This is a genomic window from Ferrimonas pelagia (assembly GCF_039543565.1).
In the GTDB taxonomy this organism is placed as follows: Bacteria; Pseudomonadota; Gammaproteobacteria; order Enterobacterales; family Shewanellaceae; genus Ferrimonas; species Ferrimonas pelagia.
This window is the reverse complement of the sequence record NZ_BAABJZ010000103.1, coordinates 38,014-52,683: the sequence shown is the minus strand read 5'-3', so window position 1 is coordinate 52,683 and position 14,670 is coordinate 38,014. Positions and strand designations below refer to the sequence as shown.

The following is a 14,670-nucleotide window of genomic DNA, read 5'->3' as shown; positions in this document are numbered from 1 at the left end:
TTACTCTTCCGTGTCGTCTAAAAAGAAATCCGGTTCGCTGATATCAAACTCGTCCGGCAGTTCGACCTTACCCTTGATGGCATGGCGCTCTTCGGCCCACTCGCCCAGATCGATCAGCTTGCAGCGCTCGCTGCAAAAGGGTTTGAAGGGGTGGTCTTTATCCCAGCTGACTTCGGCTTGGCAGGTGGGGCATTGGACTTTCAGGGTCATCGATTCTCCATGGACAGACACAAATGCAGGGGCAGGTTGCGGTTATCGGCCTTGCCCGTTTCGTTATTGATTAGATGGATGGTAAAGCGGCTGCGATGCGCGCTGATGGTGGGGTACACCCCGTAGGTTTGTTTCAGCTTGACCCGCAGCAGATCCAGCTCTTGCTCTGAGCTGGCCTGATAGCTGCCGCCCATGGCGATCTGCTCCTGCCAGCGACCGGTCTCCCGCAGCATGTTAAGCAACAGGGCGACCGCCTCGGTGATCGGGGTCAAACGTTGTCGCCAGCGCTGGGCTTGCTGGGTCTTGCTGGCGGGCTCGCTGGCGAGCCAGAAGTGCAGTTGCGGCAGATCAAAGCTGCCGTAGCCGCCGGGTATGGTCAGACGTTGACGCAGCGCCGCCAAAAAACGATCGGATTTTATCAGCTGGGTTGGCCGTGTCATCTGCTGCAGCTGCTGTTGCAGGCTATCCAACTGGTGCTCAAACGCGTCCAGCTGTTGCTGATCGACATCGGGCAGGGGCCGCCACAGCTGCAACTGTTGGCGCTGGCGCTCCAGATCTTTACCGACATCGGTGCGCAGATCGGCGCGCTCGAGCAGCTCCGCCAGCTCAAACAGCGAGCGGAAGAACGCCAATTCGCTGCCGGGGTAAGGAAAGCCCTGGTGCGCATCCAGTTGGGCACATACGGACTCGATCCGCAGATAGTTGCGGATCTTCTCATTCAGGGGTTGTTCAAATACCAGCCACATGACGATCCTCTGCCTGCCTGAGATAGGACTGATGCAAGCGGTCGAGCTGTTGATCCAGTTGCGCCAGGGTCCCGCTGTTGTCGATCACATCATCGGCGATCGCCAAGCGTTGTTGGCGACTGGCCTGACGTTTGAGGATGCTGCGTACCAGGGCCTCGTCGTTGCTGTCGCGTTGACAGGTGCGGGCGATCTGTACCGACTCCGGCACATCCACCACCAAGATGCGATCCATCTGTGAGTGTAATGCGCTTTCCACCAGTAAGGGAACCACTAACACGGCGTAGGGCGACTGTGCCTGCGCGCACTGCAGCACCATCTGCTCGCGGATCAGCGGGTGGGTTAACGCATTGAGCCACTGGCGCAGCGATTCATCGCTGAAGATCCGCGTGCGCAGCTTGGCTCGATCCAGCTCGCCGTCTGGCTGCAGGATCTCCGGGCCGAGTTTGTCGACAATGGCGGCCAGCCCCGCCGTGCCTTTGGCCACTACCTCACGGGCAAGCAGATCGGTATCGATCACCGCGATCCCTTTGGCGGCGAAGCGATCGCTCACCTGGGTTTTGCCTGAGCCGATCCCCCCGGTCAGGCCGACGATAAAGTCACTCATGCGATACCTCCGAGCATAGTGTTCAGGTACCAGCTCACCAGTTGGGTTCCCCACAGCAGGTAGATCACGCCGCCCAGGGCGATCCAGGGGCCAAACGGCATGGGGTTCCCCTGCTTGAGCCGACCGCTGGCCATCATCAAGAGGCCGACAATGGCACCGCCGAAGGAGGCGATCAGTATGGTGGGCAGCAGCGCTTGCCAGCCAAACCAGGCGCCAAACAGCGCCAGCAGCTTGAAGTCGCCGTAGCCCATGCCCTCCTTGCCGGTGAGCAGCTTAAACAGTTGGAACAGGGTCCACAGCGACAGATAGCCGATCGCCGCACCGAGCACCGCATCGCTGAGCGACACAAACAGGCCGTCGATATTGAGCAACAGGCCGAGCCAGAGCAGCGGCAGGGTGATCTGATCTGGCAGCAGCATGGTATCTAAGTCGATCCCGGTCAGGGCGATCAGGCCAAACAGCAGCAACCAGGCGGCGAGAAACTGGCCGGTTGGCCCCAGATGCAGCGCCAGCAGCAGACTGAGCAGGCCGGTGCCCAGCTCGACGAAGGGGTAGCGCAGCGAGATCTTGGCCTGACACTGGTGGCATTGGCCGCGCTGCAGGGCAAAGCTTAGCAGCGGGATATTGCGCCAGGCCGGGATGGGGGTTTGGCATTGCGGGCAGGCGCTGCCCGGCGCCAGCAGGTTGTAGCGCTCGGGCAAGGCATCCAACGGCGAGGGTTGTGGGCTGCTGCCCGGGTAGGCCTCGGCGCAGGCGTCTTGCCACTCGGCGCGCCACTCGCGCTCCATCATGATGGGGAGTCGGTGGATCACCACATTAAGGAAGCTGCCGACGATCAGGCCGGTACAGCCGACCAACAGAGGAAACAATCCTGAGTACAGCGCAAACAATTCAAACCACACAGCCATGAAAATCGCCGTTAAATAAAAGTGATAGCCCGATCCTAGCCGACCACGTTACCCAATTGGAAGATGGGCAGGTACATTGCGACCACTAAGCCGCCCACTAAGGTGCCCAGCACCACCATCAGCATCGGCTCGATCAAGGTGGAGAGGCCGTCGACGGCGTCATCCACCTCCATTTCATAGATGTTGGCGACCTTGTTGAGCATGTCATCCAGTGAGCCGGACTCCTCGCCGATCATCACCATCTGGATCAGCATATCCGGAAACAGGTTAACGGTGCGCATCGCCACGTTCATCTGCAGGCCGGAGATCACCTCCTGTTTGATCTTGAGGATCCCGTGCCGGTACACCGCGTTGCCGGACGCGCCAGCGGAGGCGTCCAGCCCCTCCACCAGTGGCACCCCGGCGGCGAAGGTGGTGGCGAGGGTGCGGGAAAACTTGGCCATGGCGCCCTTGTGCAGGATGGGGCTGATCACCGGCAGCTTGAGGATGGCGGCGTCGACCTTATCGCGAACCTGCTGCGAGTTGCGATGGGCGCGGGTGAAGGCCCAGACCAAGAGGGTGGCGACGCCGAAGAAGTAGTACCAGCTGGATTGGACAAAGCGCGACAGGTTGACCACAAACTGGGTGAACAGCGGCAGGTCGGCGCCGAAATCGCTGAAGATCGCCTCGAACTGAGGCACCACAAACAGCAGCAGCAGCAGGGTCACGCCGATCGCCACGGTCACCACCGCGGCGGGGTAGAACATCGCCTTTTTGATCTTGGATTTGAGCGCCTCGGATTTCTCGCGGTAGGTGGCAATGCGGTCAAACACCTGATCCAACGTGCCGGACTGTTCGCCAGCGGCGACCAGATCGCAATACAGTTCATCGAAGTAGAGTCGATGCGGTCGCAGCGCCTGATTGACCGGGGTGCCGGATTGGATCTCCTCGAGGATCTCGCCGAGCAGCTTGCGCATCGCCGCATTCTCATGGCCGTTGGCGATCATCTCCAGTGCGGTGACCAGCGGCACGCCCGCTAATAGCATGGTGGCGATCTGACGGGTGATCACCGCGATATCGGCGGGGCGGATCTTAGCTTTTCGGGCGAATAGTGGCTTGGGTTTCTTCACCACCTTGGTGGGGGTCACCCCCTGCTTGCGCAGCAGGGCCTTGATCGCCATGGCGCTGGCGCCACGCAGCTCGCCGCTGATCTTGTCGCCCTTCTGGTTGCGACCTTGCCAGTTAAAATCCACCACCTCGGCCTTGGTTGGCTTCTGGAGGCGGGATTTTTTGCGTTGGCGCTCATCGGCGCTGCTGCGGGCTTTGAATGCGGTGGCCATAATGACAAATTCCGTTTTGGGCTCAGGGTTCGGGCGCGCTCAGTGTGTGCTCAGTGGCTGGTCACCCGGTTGATCTCGGCCAGCGAGGTGATCCCCTCCACCACCTTGTTGAGACCGGACTGGCGTAGACTGCGCATGCCATCCTTGCGGGCCTGCTCGGCCAGATCCAGCGCGCTGCCGCCGGCCATGATCAGCGCCGCCATCTCGGTGGTCATGGTCAGCATCTCATACAGGCCAACCCGGCCCTTGTAGCCGTTGGTGCAATGTTCGCAGCCTGCCGGCTTAAAGCTGGCAAAACCGCTGTCGATCTGTTGCTCGCTAAAGCCCTCTCGCAGCATCTCTGCGCGCGGAATGGACTCGGGCTGGCGGCATTTGGGGCAGAGCTTGCGGGCTAGGCGCTGGGCGATGATCAGGCTGACCGAGCTGGCGATGTTGTAGGCCGGCACGCCCATATTGAGCAGGCGGGTCAGGGTTTCTGGCGATGAGTTGGTGTGCAGGGTGCTCATCACCATATGGCCGGTTTGCGCCGCCTTGACGGCGATCTCGGCGGTTTCCAGATCGCGGATCTCCCCCACCATAACGATGTCGGGATCCTGCCGTAGGAAGGAGCGCAGCGCGCCGGCGAAGGTCAGCCCCGCCTTGGGGTTGATCTGCACTTGGTTGATCCCCGGCAGGTTGATCTCGACCGGATCCTCCGCGGTGGAGATATTGCGCTCCTCGGTGTTGAGGATATTGAGGCCGGTGTAGAGTGAGACGGTCTTGCCGGAGCCGGTGGGGCCGGTGACCAGGATCATCCCCTGCGGTCGCTGCAGGTTGGCCTGATACAGCTGTTTCTGCTCATCCGTGAAGCCGAGGATATCGATGTTGAGGCTGGCGGCGGAGGAATCGAGGATCCGCATCACCACCTTCTCACCGAACAGGGTGGGCAGCACCGAGACGCGAAAATCCACCAGCTTTTTGCTGCCGACCCGCAGCTTGATGCGGCCATCCTGCGGCAGGCGGCGCTCGGCAATATTAAGCTTGGCCATCACCTTGATGCGGGCGGCAATGCGCGGCCCCAGCCCCTGCGGCGGCTGGGTGATGGTGGAGAGCATGCCATCGATGCGAAAGCGCACCCGGAAGTGATCTTCATAGGGCTCGAAGTGCAAGTCTGAGGCGCCCTTGCGGATCGCCTCGGTCATTAATTTGTTGATGAACACCACGATGGGGGCGTCGTCGGCGCCCTTGGCGGCGTTGTCATCCAGATGTTTGTCGGTGTCTTCCGCCTCAATGCCTGCCAGGCGCTGCTCGTCGTCTTCGCTGATCTCCAGTTGATCGAGATCGTCCTCCAACACTTGATCGATGATCCGATCCAGCGCCTCCTGCACCACAATAATGGGCTCGACGTGCAGGCCCAGATTGAACTGGAACTCCTCTAGGGCCAATACATTGTTGGGATCTGCGGTGGCGAGAATAAGCCGGTTGTTGCGTTTGGCCAGCGGCAGGCAGCGGTGCTTGTCTATCAGCTTCTTGTTTTTCAGCTCATCGGGCAAAGAGGATATCTCCAACCAGGAGATATCCATGTAGGGAAGGCCAAAACTACCGCTAAATTGAGTCAAGATAAGCTCATTGGGTTTGCTAAAGCCACAGCGAGAACGAAAGGTTTCAGATTCGCGTAAGTGGCTAAGCAACCATTATTAGTTAGCTGGACAGAAATCGTCTGCATTAGTACATGAGCCTGTCCAAGTAACCGTACCGGCAGATGCAACGCTTCCTGTCAATACATATGCTACTCCTGAAGCTAGGGGGCCGAGGGCAGTATTTAAACTAGCTGTGATTTTGGGGGCGCTTGAATTTCCACTTGTTAATTTGATGTCTATTGCACCACCACTTGATGTCGTGTCAGCTAAGCCGCTACCTTTTGCGGTGGTACAATTTGTTGTGCCGCCATTAACTTGAACGCAAACTTCATATGCGGTTTTCATGGTACCGGTTGCCGTCACTAGTTCAGTCATTTTGGCTTTCTTAGTGTAATTTTGATACGCAGGCAGTGCGATCGCCGCCAAGATCCCAATGATCGCCACCACGATCATCAGTTCGATTAAGGTAAAGCCTTGCTGTTGCTGGTGTGTCCGTTTCATGGTCCATCTCTCCAAAGTCGCCATCGTACGTAAATAATCCGTTAAACCCTCGCTGCGGTGATGCGCATCAAGCTGCGTTCGATGACCCATCACCCCTCTAAATCTAGATGAGTGAGACCAGTGCGCAAGCGAGGTTGTTCACAGTAAATCAACAAATGGTTGTTTTATCAACGCCGTTGGTATGGGGCGGGGGCGCAATTTCGGACCTGATTGCGATGACTTGGGGATAAAGATAGTGAAAAAGGCGGAATGTTTGGGATAGCTGGCGGCGGCTGGTGCCGGGGCGAGATAAATGGCGGTGAATGCGGGTTTTGGGTGGGGTCGCGAATTTTGTTTGTGAGCGGCGCCGCGGTCGCGCATGCGCTGATGTTGGCAGGCGGGGGCGGGCGTGATTTAGGCAGGGTTTTCAGAGCGGGCAAAATAGCCGGAGTGCTGCGGCTGGGCGCTGCACTCCGGCTCGAATGTGGCTTAAGCGCGGTTTAGCGGCGGTTAGGCGCGAAAACGCATGGAGAGATCCAGCGCGCGCACGTGCTTGGTCAGGGCGCCGACCGAGATAAAGTCGACGCCGGTGCGGGCGAAGTCGCCGATGGTGGCCAGGGTGACGTTGCCGGACACCTCGAGCTTGGTGGCGGCGCGCAGCTGATCGCGCAGCTTAACCGCGTCCAGCATCATGGTGGTGTCGAAGTTATCCAGCATGATGATGTCGGCGCCCGCTTCCAGCGCTTGGGCCAGTTCATCCAGACTCTCGACTTCGACTTCAACCGGGGCGTCGGGCTTGAGCGCCTGGGCCGCCTTGACGGCGGCGTCGATGCCGCCACAGGCGGCGATGTGGTTTTCCTTGATCAGAAACGCATCGTACAGGCCGATGCGGTGGTTCTTGCCGCCGCCACAGGTGACGGCGTACTTCTGCGCGGTGCGCAGTCCGGGCACGGTCTTGCGGGTGTCGAGCAGCCGGCAGCCGGTGGCTTCGATGTGGGCGACGTATTGCTGGGTCAGGCTGGCGACGCCGGACAGGGTCTGGACGAAATTAAGCGCGGTGCGCTCGCCGGTCAGCAGCAGGCGGGCGGGGCCGGCCAGCTCAAGCAGGGTTTGGTTGGCCACCACCAGATCGCCGTCATCGACGTGCCACTTCAGGGCCACTTCGCCGCCGAGCTGGTTGAACACCTGCTCGACCCAGGCTTTGCCGCAGAATACCCCGTCTTCGCGGGTGATCACCGTGGCTTCGGCGTAGCGATCGGCCGGGATCAATTGGGCGGTGATATCGCCCGTTGCCGGGCTCGCTCCACCGAGATCTTCTTCAAGGGCGGCGGCAACCGCCAGACGGATATCGTTTTGCAGCATGGTGTTTCAACCTAATACGTTCTCAGGGTCAGGGTGTCCCCGCGCTGGATCAACTCCAGATCTTTCAGGGCATTCATGCCCAACAGGATGGTGTTGCTGTCCAGGCCGGGGTTTATGTTGGCAGACAGATCATACAGGGTTAGCACGCCAATGGAGAGGGTGTCGATCCGAGTTTGATAGACATCGATGCTGCCGTTGGCGGTGTTGACCGGAAAACGGTGGCCGCGGGCCAGGCCGAGGCGGTCGGCGACGCGGGCGGGGATGGAGATCTCGGTGGCGCCGGTGTCGACCAGCATCACCACCTCCTGGCCGTTGATCAGCGCGCTGGTGACATAGTGGCCTTGGCGGTTGCGCTGCAGCTGGATCTCGACGATCCCTTGGTTGATCTGACCCTGCACCTGTTGATTGGGGTTGTGGCGCTGACTGAGCTGACGGTCAAAATAGAGGTAGAGCAGGCTGGCGAGGGCGATCCAGGCCAACATAAACATGATTTTGCCGGTACCTTGGCCGCTTCGGGGTGATGGCGTCATGCGGTTCCTGTTATGGTCGTGGGCGCTTGGCGCGTTGCGCGTGCCCGGTGGGCAGGCTACGGGTTGAGGCTTGTAGTAGGCTTTATTATTTGCAACAAGTGAGGGAATTACCATGGCGCAGGGCGAATTTTGCCAACCGCAGCTGGAGCCGCAGGGGCGCTGGCTGCGCTCGGCTCAGCACTGTTTCTCGCCCTTTCAGGGGCCGCGGCCGCAGGGCACGGCGATCAGCCTATTGGTGATCCACAATATTACCCTGCCGCCGGGGCTGTTTGGCGCGCCCTATATTCAGCAGCTGTTTCTGGGGTGCGTGCAGCCGGACACGCCGGCGCTGCGTGAGGTGCAGGGCTTGGCGGTGTCGGCGCACCTGTTGATCCGCCGGGATGGCCAGATCATTCAGTTTGTGCCGTTTGATCGACGGGCCTGGCATGCGGGGGTAAGCGCGTTCGACGGGCGTTCCAGCTGCAACGATTATTCGATCGGCATCGAGTTGGAAGGTTGCGATCACATCCCGTATGAAAATGCGCAGTATCAGGCACTTGTTGGGGTGACGCAGGCCCTGATGAGACAGTATCCTTTGATCACACGCACGCGGATCACTGGCCACTGCGATATCGCGCCGACGCGTAAAACCGATCCTGGCCCGGCGTTTGACTGGGACCATTTCTTCAGATTAATGGACGATTGATATGGCCCTGTTTTCTTTGTTGCTGGTACTCTTTATTGAGCGGGCCCGTTTGTTGGGCGACCGGTTACAGTTTGAACCCGTGTTTGCACGCTACCGCGAGGTGTTGTTTGATGAACAAAAGCTGAAACAGTGGCCTTATATGCTGGTGGCCCTGTTGCTGCCCGCCCTCGGCGTGCATTGGGTGATCCAAGGCGTGATCGGCACCTGGTTTGGTGTGTGGCATCTGGCGGTGTGGATCGGCATCGGTCTGCTGCTGTTTGGCCACAATCCGCTGCGCGAACGCTTTCGCCAGTATCTGGTGGCGGCTTGCCGTGGCGATACCCAGGCCTGCTATCACTATGTCGAGCAACTCGATTGCGGCCAGAGCACGGAGGATCGATCCGAGTTGTCTATCGGCGTGCATATGGGCCAGATCGCGGCCTGGTTGAACTACCGCTATTACGCCGCCGTGACCCTCTACTTCGTCGCGCTGGGGCCGGCGGTGGCGCTGTTTTACTGCACCGTGCGTGCGTATCACGATCACTTTGCCCAGCAGCAGCTGAAGCGGCCACTGATCGGCCCGCTGCTGCACCTGCTCGATTGGTTGCCCTGTCGCATCGTTGCGCTTGGCTTCGCCCTGTCCGGCCACTTCTCCCGCGCCATGACGGTGTTGATCCCGCTGATCCTGGATCCTTTTGTGCCGGCGCGCAGTGTGATCACCCAGGTGGCGCTGGCGGCGGAGGAGTTGCCGGCCAATGCGGAGCAGGAGCCGGTGTGTGTGCAGTCAACCATGGCGCTGCTGCAACTGGCTAAACGTAACCTTATCTTGCTCCTTATCGTGGTTTCTATTTTGACCATCTTGGGAGTCTTGGCCTAGTACGATCCTAACTTAGGCTCAGCCCACCCCTAATCATATTGGTCTGACCATCACGTCAAATACCTGCCATAATCAGGCAATGCCACTGTTCACGCTAAATAAATAAATGTGACGGTGGTCAAGGTGGTTGATCCGGTGATGTGAGGTCTGCTACATTTCGTGGCAGGTTTTCAATGGTCATACCAATTAACACTATTCGTTAACATATTGGAAAGAATGCCCTATGGCTTACCGCAGAATTAGTCAGCCCAAGCTGTCCGATGTCATTGTCAAAGAGTTAGAAAAGATGGTGCTCGAAGGCAGCCTGAAGCCGGGACAGAAGCTTCCGCCGGAGCGGGAGCTGGCTGTTCAGTTTGAGGTCTCGCGCCCGTCGTTGCGTGAGGCCATTCAGAAGCTGGAAGCCAAGGGGGTACTGACCCGCCGGCAGGGCGGCGGTACCTATGTGAAGCAGCAGCTGTGGAACAGCCTGTCGGATCCCCTGGTTGAGCTGTTGGCGAACAACCCCGAGTCCCAGTATGACCTGCTCGAGTTCCGTCACGCGACGGAGGGCATGATGGCCTACTACGCGGCGCTGCGCGGTACCGATGCGGATCACGCCTCGATGCGCCGTAAGATCGAGCAGATCAAAGAGGTGCAGGGCAACACGGAGGCGGAAGCTAAGGCGATTGTCGAGTTCAACTGCTCAGTGGCAGAGGCGTCACACAACGTCGCCATGCTGCACCTGGTGCTGAGTCTGGCGCCCCTGCTGCAACGCAACGTCGCGGAGAACTTGGAGCAGTTATATCGCCGCGAGGGCTCGTCGGAGGCGGCGAACATCCATCGTGAGGCCTTGATCACCGCGATCCTGGCGCGGGATCCCGACGCGGCGCGCACGGCCTCGAACCAACACCTGTCTTACATCGAAGAAGTGACGCTGGAGGTGCGCCGTGAAGACAGCCGCCAACAGCGCAGTCTTCGCCGAATGAGAAACGATCAATTGTGACCGTTTCAGATCACTAGCGTCGCTGTCGAGGCGGCCAGAAGCACAAAGGTCCTAAGTCATGTCAAACCCCATTGGTCACGACGTCGATACGCAAGAAACTAAGGAATGGTTGGAAGCCCTGGCTTCCGTCATGCAGGAGGACGGCGTTGAACGTGCCCAATTCCTGCTTGAACAGATGATCGAACAAGCCCGCCTCGATGGCGTTGATCTCCCCACCGGGATCAACACAAACTACCTCAACACTATTGCACCACAACATGAGCCGGCCTATCCGGGCGACATCAGTCTGGAGCGGCGCATTCGCTCCATTATCCGCTGGAACGCCATCATGATCGTGCTGCGCGCCTCCAAGAAGGATCTGGATCTGGGCGGTCATATGGCCTCCTATCAGTCTGCCGCCGCGTTCTATGAGGTCGGCTTTAACCACCTGTTCCGCGCCCCCAATGCCAAGGATGGCGGCGATCTGGTCTACTACCAAGGCCATATCTCGCCGGGGATCTACGCCCGCGCCTTCCTCGAAGGTCGCCTGAGCGAGGCCCAACTGGATAACTTCCGCCAGGAGGTGGATGGCGAGGGGATCTCCTCCTATCCGCACCCCAAGCTGATGCCGACTTTCTGGCAGTTTCCCACCGTCTCCATGGGCCTGGGGCCGATCAGCGCCATCTATCAAGCGCGCTTCCTCAAGTATCTGGATGGCCGTGGCATGAAGGACACCAAGGATCAGCGGGTCTATGCCTATCTGGGCGACGGCGAGATGGATGAGCCGGAGTCCCGCGGCGCCATCTCCTTTGCCGCGCGCGAAGGCTTGGATAACCTGTGTTTCCTGATCAACTGTAACCTGCAGCGGCTCGATGGCCCGGTGATGGGCAACGGCAAGATCATCCAGGAGCTGGAGGGGTTGTTTAAGGGCGCGGGCTGGAATGTGGTCAAGGTGATCTGGGGTAACGGCTGGGACAAGCTGCTGGCCAAAGACACCTCCGGCAAGCTGCTGCAGCTTATGAACGAAACCGTGGACGGCGACTACCAGACCTATAAGTCGAAGAACGGCGCCTATGTGCGCGAACACTTCTTCGGTCGCTACCCGGAGACGGCGGCCTTGGTGGCGGACATGACCGACGATGAGATCTTCGCACTGCAGCGCGGTGGCCATTCGCCTTCCAAGCTGTATGCGGCGTACATGAACGCCAAAAGCACCAAGGGCAAGCCGACGGTGATCCTGGCCAAGACGGTCAAGGGTTACGGCATGGGCGAAGCGGCGGAGGGCAAGAACATCGCCCACCAAGTCAAGAAGATGGACATGACCCATGTGGTGCAGCTGCGGGATCGACTGGGGCTGGCGGATCTGGTCTCGGATGAACAGGTCAATGCGCTGCCTTACCTGACGCTGGCACAAGACTCGCCGGAGTATCGTTATCTGCACAGTCGTCGTGAAGCGTTGTTGGGCTACACGCCCCAGCGTTTGCCGGAGTTTACCCAGCCATTGACGCTGCCGACGCTGGACAGCTTTAAGGGCCTGCTGGAGGCGCAAAAGCGCGAGATCTCCACCACCATGGCCTTTGTCCGCGCCTTGAACCTGCTGCTCAAGGATAAGGGGATCGGCAAGAACGTGGTGCCGATCATCGCCGATGAGGCCCGCACCTTTGGTATGGAGGGGCTGTTCCGCCAGATCGGGATCTACAACCCCAAAGGTCAGCACTACACGCCGCAGGATCGGGATGTGGTGTCCTACTACAAGGAGTCGACCTCGGGTCAGGTACTGCAGGAGGGGATCAACGAGCTGGGGGCGATGAGCTCTTGGGTCGCGGCGGCCACCTCTTACAGCACCAACGATCTGCCGATGATCCCCTTCTATATCTATTACTCGATGTTCGGCTTCCAGCGGGTGGGCGACATGGCCTGGATGGCGGGGGATCAACAGGCCCGCGGCTTCCTGCTTGGCGCAACAGCCGGGCGCACTACCCTCAATGGCGAAGGGTTGCAGCACGAGGATGGCCACAGCCTGGTGCTGGCCAATACGGTACCCAACTGCATCAGCTATGACCCCACCTACGCCTATGAGGTGGCGGTGATCATGCAGGACGGGATCCAGCGGATGTACGGCCCGGCGCAGGAAAACGTGTTCTATTACCTGACCCTAATGAACGAAAACTACGCCCAGCCGGCGATGCCGGAAGGGGCGGAAGAGGGCATTCGCCGCGGGATCTACCCGCTGTGCACCTACCCGGGTGAGCAGGGCCAGGTGCAGTTGCTCTCCTCGGGCACCATCATGACCCAGGTGCTGCAGGCGGCGCAGATCCTGTCCGACGATTACGGGATCGGCTCCCAGGTGTTCTCGGTTACCTCATTCAATGAGCTGACCCGCGATGGCCAGGATGTTGAGCGCTGGAATATGTTGCATCCCACCGAGGCGCCACGCACTCCTTACATCAGTCAGATCTTGGGTGGCGCACCGGCGATCGCCGCCACCGATTACATGAAGAACTACGCCGAGCAGGTGCGCGCCTATGTGCCCGCGATCAGCTACAAGGTGCTGGGCACCGATGGCTTTGGTCGCTCCGACAGCCGGGCGAATCTGCGACGCCATTTTGAGGTGAACGCCCATTATGTGGTGATCGCCGCCCTGGCGGAGCTGGCCAAGCAAGACAAGATAACAGGATCGGTTGTGAGCGAGGCGATGGCCAAGTTCGGGATCGATGCGGATAAAACCAACCCACTGTACGCGTAAGGGATTGCACCATCATGGCTATTGAAATCAAAGTACCGGATATTGGCGCCGACGAAGTTGAAGTGACGGAGATCCTGGTTGCGGTCGGCGATCGGGTTGAGGAAGAGCAGTCGTTGATCACCGTCGAAGGCGATAAAGCCTCGATGGAGGTGCCCGCCAGTCAGGCCGGTGTGGTTGCTGCGATCCGGGTGGCGATCGGCGATCGGATCGCCACCGGCGCGCTGATCATGGAGTTTGAGGCGGCGGACGCGGCAGAAGACAGCGCAGCAGATGCGGCGGAGCCGGCTGCCAGTCAGTCCGTGGCGGCGTCGGGTGAGGCTCAACTGGCCACGGTGGTGGTGCCGGACATCGGCGGCGATGACGTCGAGATCACCGAGCTGCTGGTGGCGGTGGGCGACTCGGTGAGCGAGGAGCAATCGCTGCTGATCGTCGAAGGTGATAAGGCCTCGATGGAGGTGCCAGCGCCGTTCGCCGGGGTGGTGCAGTCGGTGGACGTGGCGGTGGGCGATACGGTCTCGACTGGCACGGCGATCATGCGTTTCGCGGTCGAAGGGGCCGCGCCAGCAGCACCGGTACCAGCGCCAGAGCCAGAGCCAGAGCCGGTGGGCAAGATGCCGCATCCGGTGCCGGTGGATTCGGATCTCGTGGCCCACACGGAAGCGGCGACCGGGTTTATTGAGAACAGCGCTTATGCCTATGCGACCCCGCTGATCCGCCGAATGGCGCGGGATCTGGGGGTGGATCTGTCTCGGGTGAAGGGCACGGGCCGCAAGCAGCGGATCCTGAAGGTCGATGTGGAGGGCTACGTCAAAGCGGCGCTGGCCCAGGTGCAGTCCGGTGCGGTCAGTCGCGCGGCGGTCGGCGGCGCGGGCGGTGGTCTGGATCTGATCCCCTGGCCCAAGGTCGATTTCAGTAAGTTTGGTGACGTCGAAGAGAAGCCGTTATCGAAGATCAAGAAATTGTCCGGTGCCAATCTGGCGCGCAACTGGGCGATGATCCCGCACGTGACCCAGTTTGATCAGGCGGATATCACCGAGGTGGAAGCGTTCCGTAAGGCGCAAAATCAGGTGGTCGCCAAGCAGGAGCTGGGCTTTAAGATCACCCCGCTGGTGTTCATCCTCAAAGCCGTGGCCAAGACCCTGGCGGATCTGCCGCAATTCTGCGCGTCGCTGTCGGAGGATGGCCAGAGCGTGGTGCTGAAGAAGTACATCCATGTGGGCGTGGCGGTGGATACGCCCAATGGCTTGGTGGTGCCTGTGGTGCGGGACGTTGATAAGAAGGGGATCTACCAGCTGTCGCAAGAGTTGATGGCGATCTCGCAGAAGGCCCGCGCCGGTAAGCTGATGGCGTCGGATATGCAGGGTGGCTGTTTCACCATCTCCAGCCTGGGCGGGATCGGCGGCACCGCCTTTACCCCCATCGTCAATGCGCCGGAGGTGGCCATTCTCGGGGTGTCCAAGTCGGAGATGAAGCCGGTCTGGAATGGCAGTGAGTTTGAGCCTCGGCTGATGCTGCCACTGTCGCTGTCGTACGATCACCGGGTGATCGACGGTGCCGATGGGGCGCGCTTCAGCAGTATCCTGGCGGGCTACCTGAGCGATATCCGTAAGTTAACCCTGTAAGGCCGGGCTGACACTTGGGCTG

Annotated in this window: 13 protein-coding genes and 1 pseudogene; 5 read left to right on the top strand and 9 right to left on the bottom strand. The window is 60.0% G+C overall.

The genetic code is table 11. The features are described 5' to 3' along the window. From yacG to ABEA08_RS19340, 9 genes and pseudogenes are all read right to left on the bottom strand, one after another. On the bottom strand, window positions 1–210 hold the full coding sequence (gene yacG, locus ABEA08_RS19380) for a DNA gyrase inhibitor YacG (RefSeq protein WP_345337065.1): 210 nt from the start codon (window positions 208–210) through the stop codon (window positions 1–3). Beyond that, complete coding sequence (locus tag ABEA08_RS19375; protein WP_345337064.1) at window positions 207–956, bottom strand: cell division protein ZapD; 750 nt, start codon at window positions 954–956, stop codon at window positions 207–209. The genes yacG and ABEA08_RS19375 overlap by 4 nt, the downstream gene beginning before the upstream one ends. Then, window positions 940–1,560, bottom strand: a complete 621-nt coding sequence (coaE, locus tag ABEA08_RS19370; RefSeq protein WP_345337063.1) for a dephospho-CoA kinase — start codon at window positions 1,558–1,560, stop codon at window positions 940–942. Before coaE ends, ABEA08_RS19375 begins: the two co-directional genes overlap by 17 nt. Further along, on the bottom strand, window positions 1,557–2,468 hold the full coding sequence (locus ABEA08_RS19365; protein WP_345337062.1) for a prepilin peptidase: 912 nt from the start codon (window positions 2,466–2,468) through the stop codon (window positions 1,557–1,559). Before ABEA08_RS19365 ends, coaE begins: the two co-directional genes overlap by 4 nt. A gap of 35 nt (window positions 2,469–2,503) precedes the next feature. Further along, window positions 2,504–3,787 carry a type II secretion system F family protein gene (locus tag ABEA08_RS19360; RefSeq protein WP_345337061.1) on the bottom strand — a complete coding sequence of 428 codons (1,284 nt, stop codon included), beginning with the start codon at window positions 3,785–3,787 and terminating at the stop codon, window positions 2,504–2,506. A 50-nt stretch (window positions 3,788–3,837) separates the two neighbouring features. Next, a pseudogene (gene pilB / locus ABEA08_RS19355) lies at window positions 3,838–5,421 on the bottom strand (type IV-A pilus assembly ATPase PilB); the annotation flags it as partial. A gap of 42 nt (window positions 5,422–5,463) precedes the next feature. After that, window positions 5,464–5,907: a pilin gene (locus ABEA08_RS19350; protein WP_345337060.1), complete on the bottom strand. Its 444-nt coding sequence runs from the start codon at window positions 5,905–5,907 to the stop codon at window positions 5,464–5,466. A gap of 489 nt (window positions 5,908–6,396) precedes the next feature. Next, a complete protein-coding gene (gene nadC / locus ABEA08_RS19345; protein WP_345337059.1) occupies window positions 6,397–7,248 on the bottom strand; it encodes a carboxylating nicotinate-nucleotide diphosphorylase in 852 nt (283 codons plus the stop codon). 11 nt (window positions 7,249–7,259) lie between these two features. Beyond that, window positions 7,260–7,778 (bottom strand): retropepsin-like aspartic protease family protein, encoded by a 519-nt coding sequence (locus ABEA08_RS19340; RefSeq protein ID WP_345337058.1) that lies wholly within the window; start codon window positions 7,776–7,778, stop codon window positions 7,260–7,262. 112 nt (window positions 7,779–7,890) lie between these two features. Here ABEA08_RS19340 and ampD point away from each other — a divergent pair, with 112 nt between their 5' ends. From ampD to aceF, 5 genes are all read left to right on the top strand, one after another. Next, window positions 7,891–8,463 carry a 1,6-anhydro-N-acetylmuramyl-L-alanine amidase AmpD gene (gene ampD, locus ABEA08_RS19335; RefSeq protein WP_345337057.1) on the top strand — a complete coding sequence of 191 codons (573 nt, stop codon included), beginning with the start codon at window positions 7,891–7,893 and terminating at the stop codon, window positions 8,461–8,463. A gap of 1 nt (window position 8,464) precedes the next feature. Next, window positions 8,465–9,319, top strand: a complete 855-nt coding sequence (gene ampE / locus ABEA08_RS19330) for a beta-lactamase regulator AmpE (protein ID WP_345337056.1) — start codon at window positions 8,465–8,467, stop codon at window positions 9,317–9,319. Window positions 9,320–9,542: 223 nt separating this feature from the next. Beyond that, the gene (gene pdhR / locus ABEA08_RS19325; protein WP_345337055.1) at window positions 9,543–10,301 is read left to right on the top strand and encodes a pyruvate dehydrogenase complex transcriptional repressor PdhR; all 759 of its coding nucleotides are present in this window, start codon (window positions 9,543–9,545) and stop codon (window positions 10,299–10,301) included. A 58-nt stretch (window positions 10,302–10,359) separates the two neighbouring features. Continuing rightward, on the top strand, window positions 10,360–13,026 hold the full coding sequence (gene aceE, locus ABEA08_RS19320; protein WP_345337054.1) for a pyruvate dehydrogenase (acetyl-transferring), homodimeric type: 2,667 nt from the start codon (window positions 10,360–10,362) through the stop codon (window positions 13,024–13,026). Between the two features lie 14 nt (window positions 13,027–13,040). Then, window positions 13,041–14,648: a pyruvate dehydrogenase complex dihydrolipoyllysine-residue acetyltransferase gene (gene aceF / locus ABEA08_RS19315; protein ID WP_345337053.1), complete on the top strand. Its 1,608-nt coding sequence runs from the start codon at window positions 13,041–13,043 to the stop codon at window positions 14,646–14,648. The last annotated feature ends 22 nt before the right edge of the window (window positions 14,649–14,670 follow it).